Here is a 15,686-nt window from a genome sequence, read left to right on the forward strand (position 1 = left end):
TCCTTCACTCCTCGGTGGCGCCGAGGTCGGGTGTGTCGCGCAGCTGGACGTGGCGCGTGGCGGTGGCGTGGAGTTCGAGGACGGTGAGGTCGTTGGTGCCGGGCCTGAGGACGGGCGCGGGGACGTACAGGCTGGTCTGGGGGCCCCGGGACCAGTAGCGGCCCAGGGGGAAGCCGTTGATCCAGGCGAGTCCCTTGGTCCAGCCGTCCAGGTGGAGGAAGGTGTCCGCGGGCTCGTCCACGGTGAACGTGCCCCGGTGGAAGGCCGGTCCCACCGGGGGGCGCTCGGGGTCGTGGGGCCGGTGGACGACGGCGTCCGGGTCGTGGAGGGGCAGGGCGCGGCTGTGCCAGCGGGCCGGCGCCGTGCCGTTGACCGTGGTCCGTCCGAGGAGGCCCTTGCGGTCGCGGATCGCGGGTCCGTAGTTGACGCGGCCCTGGTTCTCGACGAGGACGGAGAGCCGGGCTCCGGGGCGGGGCACGGTGAAGGCGAGCGCGTGCTCGTGGTTCTCGCGTTCGAGGACGCCGACCGGTTGTCCGTCGACGAAGAACTGGGCGCGGTCGTGGACCCGCTCCGCGTGCAGGAGCGCGGGCCCGGGGGTGGGCAGGTCCGTCTCGTGGAGGACGAAGCCGAAGGGGTGACCGAGTTCCTCCAGGGTCAGCGGCCGGTCGGCGGCCTCGGGCACGCCGAGGGCGTCGGCCTGGTCGAGGAGGCCGGCGGTGTGGGTGAGCTCCACGGGCCCGTACGCGGTCTTGGGGGCGACCGGGGGCGGGAGTTCGGCGGGTACGGGTGCGTGGCGGGCGATGACCTCGCGGAACGCGGCGTACTTGGGGGTGGGGTCGCCGGCCTCGTCGAGGAGGGCGTCGTAGTCGTAGGAGGTGACGGTGGGGCGGTAGGTGCCCTTGTCGTTGGCTCCGTTGGTGAAGCCGAAGTTGGTGCCGCCGTGGAACATGTAGATGTTGACGGAGGCCCCGGCGGCGAGGAGTTCGTCGAGCGCGGCGGCGGCGTCGGCCGGGTCGCGGCGGGCGTGGACGCCGCCCCAGCGGTCGAACCAGCCGATCCAGAACTCCCCGCACATGAGGGGGCCCCGGGGCTGGTGCGCGCGCAGGGCCGCGAGACCGGCGGCGGCGCGGCTGCCGAAGTTGGCGGTGGCGAGGACGCCGTCGAGGCCGCCCCGGGCGAGGTCGGAGGGCTGGTCGCAGGTGAAGAGGGGGACGTCGACGCCGTGGCGGCGCAGCATGGCGGCGAGTTCGGCGAGATAGGCGGTGTCGTCGCCGTGGGCGCCGTACTCGTTCTCGACCTGGACGGCGAGGATCGGTCCGCCGTTGCTGCCGAGGTGGGGGCGCAGGGGTGGCAGGAGGGCGCCGAGGTACTCGTCGACGGCGCTCAGATAGCGGGGGTCGCGGCTGCGCGGGACGAGGTCCTCGTCGGCGAGCAGCCAGGAGGGCAGTCCGCCGCCCTCCCATTCTGCGCAGATGTACGGGCCGGGTCTGAGGAGGACGTGGAGTCCTTCGGCGGCGGCGGTGTCGAGGAAGCGGGGCAGGTCGAGGCCTCGGTCGAGGTGGAACTCGCCTCGGCGGGGTGCGTGCGCGTTCCACGGGACGTAGGTCTCGACCGTGTTGAGGCCGAGCAGCCGTGCCTTGCGGAGTCGGTCGGCCCACTGGTCCGGGTGGACGCGGAAGTAGTGCAGGGCGCCGGAGATGATCCGGAACGGGCGGTCGTCGAGGCGGAAGCCGTCGTCGGCGATCTCCAGTCGGGACATGGCGGTGGTGCTCCTCGGGGGCGGATCGGTGGGTTCCGTCGGGGGCGTGGGGGGTGTGACGTGGGGGGAGAGAGGACGTGCCGGCCGGGCCGCGCGGGGCGGCCCGACCGGCACGAGGGGTAGACAGGCCCCAGACAGGCCCTAGGCGAGCGGGCGGCACAGCAGCGCGTCGGGGACGCCGCCGTGGTTCCACTTCCAGGTGTACGCGACACCGGCGATGTACTCGCCGTCGCCGCACTGGCCCTTGTAGTAGCCCGGTGCCCAGTCACTGCCGGTGGAGCCGCCGGTGGCCGGGCGGTTGTCGCCGCTGTTGAACCAGAGCACGCGGCCGGTGGTCGGCAGGGAGGCGGTGGCGGGCGCGCACAGCAGGGCCCACATGGCGTTGGAGCGCACGCTGTAGCCGACCGCGAAGGTGCGGTCGGGGCACTGGAGCTTGTTGTAGCCGCTCGCCCAGTCGCCCCCGGTGACGTACCGCTCGTCGCTCACGACGGTCCAGGGGCCGGTCGCCTTGGCCGGCTGGCCGGCGTCGGTGCACAGTCCTCGGCTGTCGCTGCGGGCGATGCCGACCAGGCGCTGGGTGTCCGGGCAGTTGCCCTTGCGGTTGCCGGGGGACCAGTCCGGCTTCGCCAGCATGGTGGCGGAGGCGTTGTGGTCGGCGTGGTCGAGGTCGAGCATGTTCCAGCGGGAGACCGGGGCGACGGGGCCGGTCCTGCCGGTGGTGACGAGCCGGTTCCAGTCGTCGGCGCGCCAGTCGCCGCCGTCCTGGATGCCCTGGCGGGAGCCGTCGGCGCCGTATCCGAGCAGGGCCCAGTTGTCCATCTGCGCGCCGGAGGCGTCGGTCCAGCCGACGAGGGGCCAGATCGCGAAGTCGGTGTCGTTGGCGACGAGGATGTCGGTGAAGCGGTGGAACCAGGTCTGTTCCTTGGTGTCGGTCGAGCCGCGGCCGGCCGCGCCGAACTCGCTGATCCAGACCGGGGCGGTGAAGTGCTGGCCGTCCCGGGTGACGAAGAGGGCCTCGTTGCCGACGACCTGGGCGAGCTGCTCGGGGGTGAAGTCCTCGTAGCGGGGGTCGCTGGTGGAGCCGGGGCCGCTGCCCGCGCCGGTGTTGGCGGGGCCGGTGTAGCCGTAGAAGTGGGCGGCGTACACGAGCTTGTCCGAGCGGATCAGGGTGTGGGAGAGGTTGGCCACCGGCTTCAGCTGGGGACGGCCGTGCTCCACTCCGTCAAGCGGGATGCCCGACCAGTTGATGCCCTCCATGATGATGAGCATGTCCGGGTCGGCCTGGAGGATCTTGTTCCCGGCCTGCTCGTAGGCGGCGTAGAGGTCGTGGTCGTCGAACCAGCCCCAGTTGGGGTTGTTCCAGGTGTCGCGCCGCACCTCGTTGCGCAGGTCGGTGCCGACGACGCGCTTGTTCGCCTTGTAGCGGTTCGTCAGGAACACCCAGTCGTCGACCCACTGCTGGGTGGTCTGGCTGCTGTTCCAGCGCTCGTTGCCGTCGAGCCCGCAGCAGAAGCGGGAGGTGGTGGTGTGGTTGTTGAGGATCACCGCGAAGCCGTCGGCGGTGAGGGCGGCGATGGCCGCGTCGAGGACCTGGAGGGGGGTCTTCCCCTTCAGCTGCGGGTTGGCGGCGACGGCCGTGTCCGGCACGGGGGTGGTGTTGTGGACGAGGGCGTTGGAGAACGGCAGCCGGATGCTGTTGAGGCCCAGCCGGTGGAAGTCGGCCATGATCTCGGCCATCGGGACCCGGTCGAGGCCGAGCGGCATGTCGTGGGCGTTGATGGTGTGGGCGTGGTTGGCGTCGTCGTTGCTGTCGCCGCTGCCGTTCCAGGTGCCCTGGGCGCCTTCCCAGTTGCCCGACTTCAGTTTGAAGCGGTTGCCGTCGGCGTCGACGATCCAGCGGCCGCGGGTGCTGAGGGGTGCCGTCCAGGACGCGGCGAGCTGCGGCCCGGTGAGGGGGACGGGGGGTGTCACCGCCTCGGCCGCCGTGGGCTGGAGGGGGGCGGCTGCGGCCGGGGTGCCGAGAAGCAGCGCGGACAGGACGGCCAGGGCCGAAGTCCCGCGTCGGAGCAGTGTGCGAGGTGGCACGGTGTCTCCTTGGTCGTGGAGGGGGGATGAGCCTGTTCTCGTGGTGCGGTCCGTGGGAGCGGCGTGGGGGCGGGGCCGCGGGCTCGCGGCCCGGCCCCCGGGCTCGGTGGGTCAGCCCTTGAGGCCGCTGGTGGCGATGCCTTCGACGATGTAGCGCTGGGCGACGAGGAACATGACGACCAGGGGGGTGATGGTGACGACGGCGCCGGCGAACAGCCCCGGGAGGTTGATCGTCTGCGCGGTGAGGAAGGTGGAGAGCGCGATCTGCGCGGTCCAGGCGGAGGGGTCCTGGCCGATGACCAGGGGCCACAGGAAGGAGTTCCAGCTGTCGATGAAGGACAGCGCGCCGAGCGAGGCCAGCATCGCTCCGGAGCTCGGCAGGGCGATCCTGCGGTAGAGGCCGAACCAGCCGAGGCCGTCGAGCCGGCCGGCCTCCTCGATCTCGGTCGGGAACTGCAGGTAGAAGTTGCGGAACAGCAGGACCGCGAAGGGGTTGAAGAGGCCGGGCACGATGATGCCCCAGAGGGTGTTGACGCCTCCCATGGAGCCGACGACTACGAAGGTCGGCACGAAGGTGACCGAGCCGGGGATCATCAGGGTCGCCACCACCAGGGCGAGCAGGACGCCGCGTCCGGGGACGGGGATCCGGGCGAGGGCGTAGCCGGCGGCGGAGGCCAGGAGGGTGGAGACGGGTGCGGTGATGCCGGCGATCAGCAGCGAGTTGCCGAGCGCCCGGCCCATGGAGACGGCGGGGTCGCCGAACAGCTCGGTGAAGTTCTCGAAGTGCATGGTGGAGGGCCACCACGTCCACTCCGGAGCGGTCAGGCTCCGGGAGTCCATGAGCGAGTTGCGCAGCATCAGGTAGAAGGGCGCGAGGAAGACGGCCATGAGCAGGCCGATGAGCAGGCCGCGGGTGAGGAGGCGGCCGGCTCGGGGCAGTCCGGGCAGGGTGGTCATGCGCGTCTCACTCTCCGCTCCTGCCGAATCCGGTGAACCGTCCCTGTACCAGCGTCACTCCGACGATGACGGCGGTGAGCAGGAAGGCTCCGGCGGAGCCGAGGCCGTAGTTCTGGCTGCCCATCGCGGTGTTGTAGAGGTGGACCAGTGGGGTCTGTACGGGGGCGGTGCCGGCTCCGGAGAGCCCGATGCTGAACAGGTTGTAGAACTCGTCGAAGGCCTGGAAGGCGGCGATGAAGAGCAGCATCAGCACGGCGACGGAGGTGTTCCGCAGCATCGGCAGGGTGATCCTGGTCAGCAGTCGCAGTCCGGTGGCGCCGTCGAGCGCGGCGGCCTCGTTGACCTCGCGGGGGATGGCCTGGAGGCCGGCGAGGAAGAGCACCATGTAGAAGCCGACCTGTAGCCAGAGACGCAGGGTGACGAGGACGACCCAGTAGAGCGGCGGCGATGTGGACTGCAGCCAGGCCACGGGCTCCGCCCCGAACCATCCGCCGATCGTGTTGGCGATGCCCGCCGGCAGGCCGTTGAACAGCGACATCTTCCACAGCAGGGACGCGGCGACGTAGGAGACGGCGGCCGGGATGAGGAAGGTGGTGCGCAGCAGGGCCCGGCCCCGCCGGACCCGGTGCACGAGCAGGGCGAGTCCGAGGGAGGCGGCGAAGGTGACCGGCACGATGAAGGCGGTGAACACCAGGATCTGGACCAGGGAACCCCGGAAGGCCTCGTCGGCCAGGAGCGTCCGGTAGTTCTCGAGTCCGACCCAGTTGCCGAGGGCGATGGTGCCGCGTGCGTCGCTGAGGCTGAGCAGGAAGCTCCAGCCGATCGCGACGTACTTGAAGATGCCGAGGCCGATCAGGACCGGCGCCGTCAGCACCACGAAGGCGGTCCAGCCGGACCGGCCGACGCGCGGACGCGTCGGGCGGGCCCCGCCGGAGCGGGCCCGGCCGGGGAACGACCGGCCCGCGCGTGGTCCGGCGGCGTCGGGCGACCCGCCGGCGTGTGGCGGACCGGAGTCCGCCGCCCTCCCGGGCTTCTGTGTCATGTCGGTCACCGGGTTCACGCGCCGCGCTGCTTGTCTATCTCGCCCTGGGCCTTCTTGACTGCGTCCGCGAGGAGGCTCGCCGGGTCGCCGTCACCGGCGACGATCTTCGCCGCGGCGGCGTTGAACGCGCTGCTCACGGCGGTGTCCCAGGTGCCGGGGTAGTGCTTCCCGTACTTCTGGGAGAGCATCACGGACTCCTTGGCCGCACCGGTGGAGAGCTTCTTCGCGGAGGCCGCCACGGAGACGCGCGGCGGGACGTGGAAGCCGTAGCTCTCGGCGAAGTCCTTCTGCAGGTCGGCCTGCTGGACCCAGAGCCACTGGACGAACTTCTTGGCCGCCGCCGTGTTCTTGCCCTTGGCGTTGACGCAGCTGGTCCAGCCGCCGACGCGGACGACGGGGGCCGCGCCGGTCTTGAAGGCGGGCCAGGGCACGACCCCGAAGTCGTCGCCGAGCGCTTCGCTGATGGCGGGCATCGCCCAGAGGCCGCACCACTGCATCGGGACGACGCCCTGGGTGAAGGCGGAGGGGTCGCCCCAGTCCGTGGTGAAGCCGAGCAGCAGCGACTTGTCGTCGTGCAGGCGCTTCAGGCCGGTCAGCGCTTCGAGGGCCTGGGCCGAGCCGAACGCGACCTTGCCCTCGGGGGTCACGAGGTCGCCGCCGTTGGAGAAGACGGCGAGGGTCCCGGAGTCGCCGAGGCCGTCGTTGCCGACGAACAGGCCCTTGCTCTTCTTGGTGCTCAGGGCCTTCGCGGCGGCGACGAGCTCGTCGAAGGTGGTGGGGGGCTTGATCCCGGCCTTCGCCAGGACGCTCTTGCGGTAGTAGAGCATCATGACGTCGTCGATCATCTTGACGCCGTAGAGCTTGCCGTTGACGCCGACCGATTCGACGGCGTTCTTGTTGAAGTCGCCCTTGGCGCTGCCGTACACGTCGTCGATCGCGGCGATCTGGCCCCGGCGGGCGAGGTTCTCGTTGAAGTCGCCGATCTCGAAGACGTCGGGGGCGGCTTCGGTGAGCAGGGTCGCGTTGAGCTTGCTGGAGTAGTCGCCGGGGACCCAGGTCACCTTGACGGCGATGTCGGGGTTGGCCTTGGTGAAGGCGGTGGCGTAGCGGAGCACGGCCTGCTGGGTGCCGGCCTCGCCGTAGGCGTGGTACCAGACGTTGAGGGTGGTCTTCGCCCCGGAGGCGGAGCCGCCGGTGGGATCGGTGCTGCAGGCGGTGCTCAGGACGCTTCCGGCGGCGACGAGCAGGGATCCCGTGAGGAATCCGCGTCGGCTAAGCTCGGCTCTGCGTGCGCTCATGTTCCGTCCTTCTGTGAGGGTGTGTGCTGGGCGGATGTGCTACCTGGCCGGGCGCCTTCGTCAGTGCTTGCCGGCAGAGGAGGGCGACGGCCAGGGAGTCGTACGTGACGGCTGTGGGGATTCAGCCGGCGCCGACCGTGGGAGTGGCCGCGTACTGCGGGAAGAGGGCCTGGATGGCCACGGCCGCGCCGCCGCGGGCCCACTCCTCCCAGGGGAGCGGCCGGAGCGACAGCGGGCACCGGGCCGCGGTGCCGAAGACCTGAGCGGCGTACGCGTCCTGGATGTGACGGCCGACCAGGTCGTAGGCGTCGACCCCTTCACCGCTGACGACGACCCGCTCGGGTCCGATGACGTTGACGAGTGCGGCGATGCCGGTCCCGATGGCGTTCCCGGCTCGGGCGAAGGCCTCGCGCGCCGTCTCGTGGCCGTCGCGGGCCATCCGCACGACCTCGTCGAACGTGAGGTGTGCGTTCGCGGTGTCGTGGCGGACCCGGGCGCGGATCGCGTCGGTCGAGGCGATGGCCTCGACGCAGCCGCGGGCCCCGCACCGGCAGCGCGGACCGGTCGGGTCGACGCAGATGTGTCCCACCTCGCCGGCGACTCCGTAGGCGCCCCTGAGCAGGCGCCCGTTGACGACGAGGGCGGATCCGATACCCGCGCCGATGGTGACCAGCGCGAAGTATCCGGTGCCGATGCCTTCGCCGAACCAGTGCTCGGCGACGGTGAGGGCCCGGACGTCGTTCTCGACGGTGACCGACAGACCGGTGGCAGCGGTGAGGAGTTCGGCGAGCGGGACGTCCCGCCAGCCGAGGAGTCCCGAGTGGCGGAGCCGTCCGCCGTCGCGGTCCACGTCTCCGTTGACCGCGACACCGAGGTGACGCGTACGGTCCCGGAAAGCCGGTCCGCTGTCAAGGAGTTCGTCGACGAGTTCGGCGACGAGCGGGGCGACGGCCTCGGGGGTGCACGCGCCCAGCGGGCGTACGGCCGTGGCCCGGACGCCGGCCCGCAGGTCGCAGACGGCGCCGAACAGCTGGTCGACGCTGATCTTCAGGCCGATGAAGTACTCCCGGTCGGGGTCGACCGCGAGCGGGTTGACCGGGCGGCCCGCGCCGGGTGCGGTGCGCTCCGGCGGCAGTTCGTACAGGTAGCCGTCGTCGATGAGGGGCCTGGCGGCCTTGGTGACGGCGGTCGATGAGAGTCCCGTGCGCCGCGCCAGTTCCACTCGGCTGAGCGGTCCTTCGGCGAGGAGCAGGGCGAGCACCGCGGTCTCGGCGGGTGCGGTGACCAAGGGCTGCGGGGGAGGTCGAAACACGCTAGAAACGTAGAGCAAATAAATAACTTCTTCCAGTATTGATTTACGAGTTGGGCGGGCCCTACGCTCGGGGCCGCCTCCGTGCCCACTCCGGGGACGCCTCCGTCACGGCGCCGTCTTCGCGTCATACGGCCCTGGAACCAAGCCTGTTACTCCACGCACGACAGGGGACCCATCCGTGCTCGCCACGCTCCCGCCCGTCACCTTCGACCCCCAACTCGGCCTGGCGGTCCTGCGCACGCCGAACAGCCTGTACGCGCTCCGCATCGGCGCCGACGGCAGCCCCCGGCACCTGTACTGGGGGGCGCCGCTCGACGCGCTCTCCCTCGCCGCGCTCCCCGAGGCGGTCTCCCCCGCCGACAGCAGCTTCGAGGCCGACGCCGCCCCGGACGAACTCGCGCCGCAGACCGGGGCGCGCTTCGGTCCCGCCGGACTCCAGGTCCGCTTCGCCGACGGCACCCGCGGCGCCCAGTGGCGGTTCGCCGGCCACTCCGTCGGAGGAGTGGCCGGAGGGGACCTCCGGCTGGTCCTGGAGGACCGGCACCGTCCCCTGCGGGCCGAACTCCACTACCGGGTACGGCCCGACACGGACGTCGTGGAGCGCTGGACGGAACTGACCCACACCGGGGACGCGGACGGCCCCCCGGACCCGGTCACCGTCGGCCGGCTGGACTCGGCGTCCTGGACCGCTCCCCCGCTGGCCGACTACCGGCTCAGCCATCTGGTCGGCGGCTGGAACAGCGAGTTCCAGCTCCAGCGCGACCGACTGCCCGTCGCGGAGACCGTGCTGACGAGCCGTCGCGGGATCACCGGTCACCACGCGAGCCCCTGGCTGGCGGTCGACGACGGCTCCGCAGCCGAGGAGCACGGTGAGGTGTGGAGCACCGCGCTCGCCTGGAGCGGGAGCTGGCGCGTCACGGTCCAACGCGACCCGGTCGGCCGCACCACCTGGACCGGTGGCTTCGGTCACGAGGGGATCAGCTGGACGCTGCGGCCCGGCGAGAGCCTCCGCACTCCGGTGTACGCGGGCCTGTACTCCCCCGACGGCTTCGGCGGCACCAGTCGCGGCTGGCACCGGTACGTCAGCGGGCACGTCCTGCCGGAGCCCGAGCGGGACCGGCCGGTGCTCTACAACTCCTGGGAAGCCACCGGATTCGACGTCGACGAGGCCGGTCAGATCCGGCTGGCGCACCTGGCCGCCGGCGTCGGCGCCGAACTCTTCGTCCTGGACGACGGCTGGTTCGGCACCCGCGGCGACGACCGCTCCGGGCTCGGCGACTGGACCCCCCGCCCCGAAGCCTTCCCGAACGGGCTGCGTCCGCTCGCCGACGAGGTGCACCGCCTGGGCATGGACTTCGGGCTCTGGGTGGAACCGGAGATGGTCAACCCCGACAGCGAGCTGTACCGGGCCCATCCGGACTGGGTCCTGAACTCCCCCCGGCTGGACGCCACGGAGCTGCGCAACCAGCTGGTGCTGAACTTCGCCCGGCCCGAGGTCGAGGAGTGGGCGCTCACGACCCTGGACGGGCTCGTCACCGCCCATGGCGTCGACTGGCTCAAGTGGGACGCCAACCGCGCCTTCACCGAGGCCGGCTGGGACGGCCACCCCGACCCCGACCGCCTCTGGATCGACCACACCCGGGCCGTCCACCGGATCATGGACCGGCTCCGCGCCGCGCACCCGGGTCTGCGCATCGAGGCCTGCGCGGGCGGCGGCGGGCGGGTCGACCTCGGCATGCTCGCCCGTACCGACCAGGCCTGGACCTCGGACAACACCGACCCCGTCGACCGGATCGGCATCCAGCACGGCTTCGGCCAGCTCTTCCCCGCGCGGGCGATGGCCGCCTGGGTCACCGACAGCCCCAACGTCGCCACCGGCCGCCGCACCCCGCTGCGCTTCCGCTTCCACGTCTCCATGGCCGGCGCGCTGGGACTCGGCGGGGACCTCACCTCCTGGTCCGAGGAGGAGCTCGCGGAGACCGCCGAACTCGTCGCCCTCTACAAGCGGATCCGCCCGCTCGTCCAGCGCGGGCAGCAGTACCGCGTCACCCCGCCGGGACCGGTGACCGCCGTCCACTACGCGGCACCCGACGACAGCGAGCACGCGGTCCTGGTCTGGCGCCCCACCACCCGCTTCGGCCACCGGCCCGAGCCGGTGCGGCTGCCGGCGCTCGACCCCGGGGCGCGGTACCTCGACCTGGACCTCGACCGCGAGTACAGCGGAGCGGTCCTGGTCCTCCAAGGCCTCGATCCCCGGCTTCCCGCCGGCGACTACGCCAGCAGTGTGATCCGGCTCCGCCGCGTCGCTCCCTGAGCACGACGCCCTCCGGCGGGTGTGCGGCGGGCGGGCAACAGGCTGCCGCACACCTCATCCCCTCGCCCATCCCCCAACGCCCTTCCCTTCCCACGACACCCTGGACCGGATCATGAACACCGCCACGGACACCGCTCGCGTACTGGTGATCGGCATCGACGGCGTACGCCTCGACCTGCTCCCCGCACTGGACACCCCCCACCTCGACGGCATCGCCCGCGCGGGGTTCCTGGCACCGGTCGAGGTGGACGCCGTGACGCCGACGATGTCCGGCCCGTGCTGGACCACGATCGTCACCGGCGTCGGCGTCACCAAGCACGGCGTGTGGGCCAACCGCCTCGACGGCAACCGGCTCGACGTGTTCCCCGACTTCACCACCCGCCTCGCCGCCGAGTGCGGGCTGCGGACCTTCGCCGTCGGAGGGTGGGCGCCGCTCTTCATGGCGCAGCAGGGCGGCCCGCTCTTCGTCGCTCCCACCCGGCTCGGCTACGTCGCTCCCCGCGAGGACACCCCCGAGGCGTGGGAGGAGGTGGACGAGCGGGTGACCGTCGAGGCGGAGCACCTGCTCGGCCTGGACGAGGAGCTGCACGCCGGCTTCGTCTACCTCGGCGCCGTCGACGAGACCGCCCACTTCCTGGGCTGCGACGTGGAGTACCGCCGGTCGATCGAGGCGGCGGACCGGCGTCTGGGGCGCATCCTCGCGGCCGTGCGCGAGCGCCCCGGCCACGCGGCGGAGCAGTGGACGGTCATCGTGGTGACGGACCACGGCCACCGTGACGAGGGCGGCCACGGCGGGCGCAGCGCCCTGGAGCGCACGGCCTGGATCGCCGCGTCCGGGCCGGGCCTGACCCCCGGCGCGGTCCCGTCGGCCCTGCACCACGCGGACGTCGCCGCCCATGTCTACACGGCGCTCGGCATCGCGCCGGACCCGCACTGGACCCTGGACGGCACGGCTTTCACGGCGTGACCAACTCACCCATCAGGCGGATCATAGGACTGACGGACACTTCCTGGAGAGGCGTGGCCGGGCACAGGGCGTGGCCGGGCACGTACGCACCGACCGCAGGGGTCGCCATGACCGATCCACCGGCAGGCGTCGCATCCGCCGTGTCCACGAACCCCCGCTGTGACCTCGCAGAGGTGATCGACCGTGTCGCCCACCGACCCCACCCGAACCCTCGTGGCGTCGCTCGTCGATGACGCCGTGACCGCGCCCTCGATGCACAACGCACAACCGTGGGCCTTCGTGCACCGCGCGGCCGCGGACGTCCTCGAACTGCACGGCGACCCCACCCGCGAGATGCCGCGTGAGGATCCCGACCACCGCGCGCTCCATCTCGGCTGCGGGGCCGCCCTCCTCGGTCTGCGGGTCGCCGCCGCGCACCGGGGGCTGCACGCGGACGTCCGTCTCCTGCCCGAGCCGGAGGACCCCTGGCACCTGGCGGACGTACGGCTCACCGGCGCCCGGCCCGAGGAGACGGCGGCGGAGGACGAGGCGCTGGCCGCGCTCGCGCCGGCGCTGCGGGAGCGGCACACCAGCCGGCATCCCTTCACCGAGGAGCGCGTCCCCGCGGAGATCCTCGACGAGCTGCGGGCGGCGGCCGTCCTGGAGGGCTGCCGACTGGTCGTACCGGGCGCCTGGCACACCGACGCCGTGCTGGGCCTGGTCCACGTGGCGGAGCTGTTCGAGGCCGCGGACGCGGCGGTACGCGCGGAGATCGCGGCCTGGACGCGCACGGGCGATGCCGGTGACCCCGCGGAGGGTCAGGGAATCCCCTCGTACGCCCTCGGGCCGCGGCAGTTCGACGTCACCTCACCGGTACGGGACTTCGACACCGCGCGCCGGGTGACGGGCCGCGCCTCGGTGCCCTTCGAGAAGCATCCCCAGATCTCCCTGCTCTGCACGGTCGAGGACACACCGGGGCAGTGGCTGGCGGCGGGGCAGGCGATGCAGCGGGTGCTGCTCCAGGCGACGCTGGACGGGTTGTCCACCTCGCTGATGTCCCAGCCCCTCGAATGGCCGGAGCTCCGCACCCTCGTCAGGGATCCGGAGTCGCCCACGGGCTTCGTGCACATGGTGTTCCGCTTCGGATACGGCCCGGCCGGCCGGGCCACGCCACGCCGCCCCGCGGCGGAGGTGCTCACCTTCGCCTGACCCGGTGACCGGAGGGGCACGGCGGGTCCGACGATCACCGGATGTGAATTCTTCCATTCAGAGGCTTGATACCTGTTCGATGCCATGCGAGATTCGGGCGCACGCAGCGCGGTTCAGCGTCTGCGGTTCGTCCGGACACGCCGGAATCGTCGCGGGAGAGGTCTCCACATGCCGGTCCAGCACACCCCCGGGGAGCGACTCTCGATGGAGACGCGCACCATCGAGGTCATTCCCGACGCAGAGCGGCACGGCACACCGCGCAGCCAGTTCACGCTGTGGTTCGGCGCCAACATGCAGATCACCGCGATCGTCGACGGCGCGCTGTCCGTCGTCTTCGGCGCCGACGCCCTGTGGGCGATACCCGCGCTGCTCATCGGCAATGTGCTCGGCGGCATCGTGATGGCGCTGCACTCCGCGCAGGGCCCCCGGCTCGGCGTCCCGCAGATGATCTCCAGCCGCGCGCAGTTCGGCGTCCACGGCGCGGTCCTGCCGCTGCTGCTCGTGATCCTCATGTACCTCGGTTTCGCCGCGACCGGCAGCGTCCTGGCCGGCCAGGCGCTGTCCGAGATGCTGCACATCGACAACACGGACGCCGGGATCCTCGTCTTCGGCGCGCTGACGGCCGTGGTCGCGGTCACGGGCTACCGGCTCATCCACATCGCGGGGCGCGTCGCCACCGTCGTCGGCGTCGCCGGGCTCGGCTATCTGCTGGTGCGGCTGTTCACCCAGTACGACGTCGGCGCGCACGTCGGGAACAAGGGCTTCGAGGCGGCCACCTTCCTCCTCGCCGTGGGGCTCGGCGCCGGCTGGCAGCTGACCTTCGGCCCGTACGTCGCCGACTACTCGCGCTACCTGCCGCGCGACACCAGCACCCGCGCGACGTTCTGGTCCACGTTCGCGGGCTCCGTCATCGGGTCCCAGTGGGCGATGACGCTGGGCGCGCTCACCGCCGCCGTCGCCGGCAAGACCTTCCTCAGCGACCAGGTGGGCTTCCTCGGCGATCTGGCCGGGCCCGCGGTCCTTGCGTTCCTCGTCTATCTGGTGATCGTGGTCGGCAAGCTGACGGTCAACTGCCTGAACGCGTACGGCGGGTTCATGTCGATCCTGACGACCGTCACCGCGTTCGACGGCCGCTCGCGCATCTCGGCCGCCGCCCGTGCCGCCTACATCATCGGTTTCACCGCGGTGTCGATGGTCATCGCGCTGGCCGCAAGCGACGACTTCCTGAACAACTTCAAGAACTTCGTGCTCCTGATCCTGATGGTGTTCACCCCGTGGAGCGCGATCAACCTGGTCGACTACTACCTGGTCTCGCGCGAGCGCGTCGACATCCCCGCCCTGTACGACCCGGACGGCCGGTACGGCCGCTGGAACGTCACCGCTCTGACCTGTTACGTCGTGGGCGTCGCCGTCCAGATCCCGTTCCTGGCCACCAAGCTGTACACCGGCGCGCTCACGAAGCGGCTCGACGGCGCCGACATCTCGTGGATCGTGGGTCTGGTGGTCACCGCGGCGCTGTACTGGGTGTGGGTGCGGCGCACCGCCGACCCGCCCGCCGAGACCGTGCACCCGGCCGTCGCCGAGGGCAGCGGTACGGCCGCGCCCGTCGGCTGACCCGTACTCACCCCACGGGCGCGACATCCGCCCACAGGGCGTCGGCGTCGGGCGAGAGCGGTACGACCGCCCCGCCCGGCGCGTCGTCCACCCCGTCCCACCAGACGCCCTGGCCCGCGGTCATGACGTGTCCGTCGGCCTCCGTGCGCCAGCGCCCGCGCAGTACGTGGAGCACCCCGGCGTGCCCGACGGGCGGGACGACCGGTCCGGCGACCCGCTCCACCCGGGCCGCCCCGCGTCCGCGCCGCACCATGATGTTGAGCACCCGGCAGGCGCCGCCCGGCAGTTCGGCGGAGAGGGCGAGGTCGCCGGAGAACGCGAAGGGCTCTCCGGGCCGCGCCAGCAGCCGGTCGAAGACACCGGTGGAGGTCAGCCGCACGCCGTCGCCCGCGAGGAGGGTCAGCGTCCGGTCGACCCCGGGGAACTCCGAGAACGGCCCGCCCCGGTCGATGTCGGCGATGCTGGCCCGCCACTCGAAGGCCTCGGCGCCCTCAGGCCGCGAGACGATCTCCCGGGTGGCGCCCCCGCCGTTGCGCCACCGTCCCGCCGCGAGCGTCTCGACGTCGAAGTGGCTCATACGGGCTCCTGTGCTGCGTGCGGTACGGGGCGGGGCCCGGCCGGTTCGGCGGCGGGTCGCCCACGCCGTGGGTCCGGCGGACGAAGTCTATGCGGCCCGCCCCGGCCCGGTGGCGGCGGGAGGCCGGGCCCGTACCGTCCGGTCCCCGGACCGCCGGGCGAGCGCGCCGGGTCGACCGGAGCGGCGGCTCGTCCGAGCCGCCGCCCTCGGCACCCTCCCCCGGTGGACCGGGAGGGCGCCGCCCGGGTCGGTCCTGGTGTCAGACGGCGGTCAGGATGCGGTTGACGAGGGTGGTGAGTTCGGCCGGGGTCCTGGCGTCGGCGAACTCCTCCTCGTCGATGGTCACCCCGAAGTCCCGTTCCAGCCTGCTCAGGGTCTCCAGCATGGCCAGGGAGTCGTAGCCGAGCGAGGCGAACTCGACCTCCTCGGGGCGCCGGTCGGTCTCGATCGCCTCGCCGTCGCCTGCGCACTCGCGCATGATCTCCATCAGCCTGTCGGTCGTCAGCCGGTCCATGATCGTCACGTCTCCTGTCGGGGGGGGGTGGGTGCGAGGTGGATGGGTCGCGGTGGGTG

The 15,686-nt window shown here is 72.1% G+C and carries 12 protein-coding genes; 4 read left to right on the forward strand and 8 right to left on the reverse strand.

From position 1 onward, the window contains the following. Nucleotides 1-4 precede the first annotated feature (4 nt). From ASD33_RS10110 to ASD33_RS10135, 6 genes are all read right to left on the reverse strand, one after another. The gene (locus ASD33_RS10110; protein ID WP_056556818.1) at nucleotides 5-1,759 is read right to left on the reverse strand and encodes a glycoside hydrolase family 35 protein; all 1,755 of its coding nucleotides are present in this window, start codon (nucleotides 1,757-1,759) and stop codon (nucleotides 5-7) included. Between the two features lie 141 nt (nucleotides 1,760-1,900). Then, on the reverse strand, nucleotides 1,901-3,844 hold the full coding sequence (locus ASD33_RS10115; RefSeq protein ID WP_242426890.1) for a cellulase family glycosylhydrolase: 1,944 nt from the start codon (nucleotides 3,842-3,844) through the stop codon (nucleotides 1,901-1,903). A gap of 111 nt (nucleotides 3,845-3,955) precedes the next feature. Further along, nucleotides 3,956-4,801 (reverse strand): carbohydrate ABC transporter permease, encoded by an 846-nt coding sequence (locus tag ASD33_RS10120; RefSeq protein ID WP_056556821.1) that lies wholly within the window; start codon nucleotides 4,799-4,801, stop codon nucleotides 3,956-3,958. 7 nt (nucleotides 4,802-4,808) lie between these two features. Continuing rightward, a complete protein-coding gene (locus ASD33_RS10125; RefSeq protein ID WP_079044696.1) occupies nucleotides 4,809-5,843 on the reverse strand; it encodes a sugar ABC transporter permease in 1,035 nt (344 codons plus the stop codon). A gap of 14 nt (nucleotides 5,844-5,857) precedes the next feature. Then, nucleotides 5,858-7,141 carry a sugar ABC transporter substrate-binding protein gene (locus tag ASD33_RS10130; RefSeq protein WP_056556823.1) on the reverse strand — a complete coding sequence of 428 codons (1,284 nt, stop codon included), beginning with the start codon at nucleotides 7,139-7,141 and terminating at the stop codon, nucleotides 5,858-5,860. 121 nt (nucleotides 7,142-7,262) lie between these two features. Continuing rightward, nucleotides 7,263-8,453, reverse strand: coding sequence for an ROK family transcriptional regulator (locus ASD33_RS10135; RefSeq protein WP_242426891.1), 1,191 nt, complete (start codon nucleotides 8,451-8,453; stop codon nucleotides 7,263-7,265). A 178-nt stretch (nucleotides 8,454-8,631) separates the two neighbouring features. On the opposite strand from ASD33_RS10135, the gene ASD33_RS10140 reads away from it, so the two are divergent. From ASD33_RS10140 to ASD33_RS10155, 4 genes are all read left to right on the forward strand, one after another. After that, the gene (locus tag ASD33_RS10140; protein WP_079044686.1) at nucleotides 8,632-10,767 is read left to right on the forward strand and encodes an alpha-galactosidase; all 2,136 of its coding nucleotides are present in this window, start codon (nucleotides 8,632-8,634) and stop codon (nucleotides 10,765-10,767) included. Nucleotides 10,768-10,879: 112 nt separating this feature from the next. Further along, a complete protein-coding gene (locus tag ASD33_RS10145; RefSeq protein WP_056556830.1) occupies nucleotides 10,880-11,734 on the forward strand; it encodes an alkaline phosphatase family protein in 855 nt (284 codons plus the stop codon). A 183-nt stretch (nucleotides 11,735-11,917) separates the two neighbouring features. Continuing rightward, nucleotides 11,918-12,922 (forward strand): nitroreductase family protein, encoded by a 1,005-nt coding sequence (locus tag ASD33_RS10150; RefSeq protein WP_056556833.1) that lies wholly within the window; start codon nucleotides 11,918-11,920, stop codon nucleotides 12,920-12,922. Between the two features lie 168 nt (nucleotides 12,923-13,090). Continuing rightward, a complete protein-coding gene (locus ASD33_RS10155; RefSeq protein WP_056556836.1) occupies nucleotides 13,091-14,536 on the forward strand; it encodes a cytosine permease in 1,446 nt (481 codons plus the stop codon). A gap of 7 nt (nucleotides 14,537-14,543) precedes the next feature. Here the strand turns inward: ASD33_RS10155 and ASD33_RS10160 are convergent, their stop codons facing one another. Next, entirely contained in the window at nucleotides 14,544-15,113 is a 570-nt protein-coding gene (locus ASD33_RS10160; protein WP_056556839.1) for a HutD family protein, read from the reverse strand. A gap of 259 nt (nucleotides 15,114-15,372) precedes the next feature. Beyond that, nucleotides 15,373-15,627 carry an acyl carrier protein gene (locus ASD33_RS10165; RefSeq protein ID WP_056556841.1) on the reverse strand — a complete coding sequence of 85 codons (255 nt, stop codon included), beginning with the start codon at nucleotides 15,625-15,627 and terminating at the stop codon, nucleotides 15,373-15,375. Nucleotides 15,628-15,686 lie beyond the last annotated feature (59 nt).

It is taken from the genome of Streptomyces sp. Root1304, from assembly GCF_001426405.1.
In the GTDB taxonomy this organism is placed as follows: Bacteria; Actinomycetota; Actinomycetes; order Streptomycetales; family Streptomycetaceae; genus Streptomyces.

Coding starts and splice junctions, on each gene's coding strand:
- ASD33_RS10155 (WP_056556836.1), top strand. CDS start 13,091: ATGCCGGTCCAGCACACCCCCGGGGAGCGACTCTCGATGGAGACGCGC.
- ASD33_RS10160 (WP_056556839.1), bottom strand. CDS start 15,113: ATGAGCCACTTCGACGTCGAGACGCTCGCGGCGGGACGGTGGCGCAAC.
- ASD33_RS10165 (WP_056556841.1), bottom strand. CDS start 15,627: ATGGACCGGCTGACGACCGACAGGCTGATGGAGATCATGCGCGAGTGC.
- ASD33_RS10130 (WP_056556823.1), bottom strand. CDS start 7,141: ATGAGCGCACGCAGAGCCGAGCTTAGCCGACGCGGATTCCTCACGGGA.
- ASD33_RS10110 (WP_056556818.1), bottom strand. CDS start 1,759: ATGTCCCGACTGGAGATCGCCGACGACGGCTTCCGCCTCGACGACCGC.
- ASD33_RS10125 (WP_079044696.1), bottom strand. CDS start 5,843: ATGACACAGAAGCCCGGGAGGGCGGCGGACTCCGGTCCGCCACACGCC.
- ASD33_RS10145 (WP_056556830.1), top strand. CDS start 10,880: ATGAACACCGCCACGGACACCGCTCGCGTACTGGTGATCGGCATCGAC.
- ASD33_RS10120 (WP_056556821.1), bottom strand. CDS start 4,801: ATGACCACCCTGCCCGGACTGCCCCGAGCCGGCCGCCTCCTCACCCGC.